The sequence below is a fragment of the Novosphingobium resinovorum genome (assembly GCF_036352595.1).
Taxonomy (GTDB): Bacteria; Pseudomonadota; Alphaproteobacteria; order Sphingomonadales; family Sphingomonadaceae; genus Novosphingobium; species Novosphingobium resinovorum_B.
This window is the reverse complement of record NZ_JAZFAX010000129.1, coordinates 1-398: the sequence shown is the minus strand read 5'-3', so window position 1 is coordinate 398 and position 398 is coordinate 1. Positions and strand designations below refer to the sequence as shown.

The following is a 398-nucleotide window of genomic DNA, read 5'->3' as shown; positions in this document are numbered from 1 at the left end:
AGGCGCGGGAAGCAGCCGGGCACCATGACGTCGCGGTTGTAGTCCACCGTCTCCTGCCCCATCGTGCGCACGCGCAGCGCCTCCTCGCCCGCGCGTTCGGGACGCCCGGCGGTCAGCTTCTCCACCTCAGGGAACATCGCGTGCGCGTGGACGTCGATCGTCAGCAGGGGCTTGCCGTCCCCGCCGACGATGCGGGGGGACGGGAGCGAGGCGGGAACGTCACCGGGTTTCGCCATGCGCTCAGTCCAGCCGGTAGGTATCGTCGCCCGAGGCGCCGCCGACCATGTCGAAGACATAGCCGCCCAGGCTCTCCAGCACCGGGAACGAGGCGAAGCCATTGACGATGGTGTACTGCGTCGGCAGATCCTCGAAGCTTGGCGCGGCCCATTCGATGCCGC

1 protein-coding gene is annotated in these 398 nt (G+C 69.3%); it reads right to left on the bottom strand.

Features of this window, described 5'->3' with window-relative positions; translation table 11 throughout:
• On the bottom strand, nt 1-236 hold a 236-nt coding region (locus V2S85_RS27210), incomplete at its 3' end, for a hypothetical protein (RefSeq protein ID WP_419198243.1).
• Between the last annotated feature and the right edge of the window lie 162 nt (nt 237-398).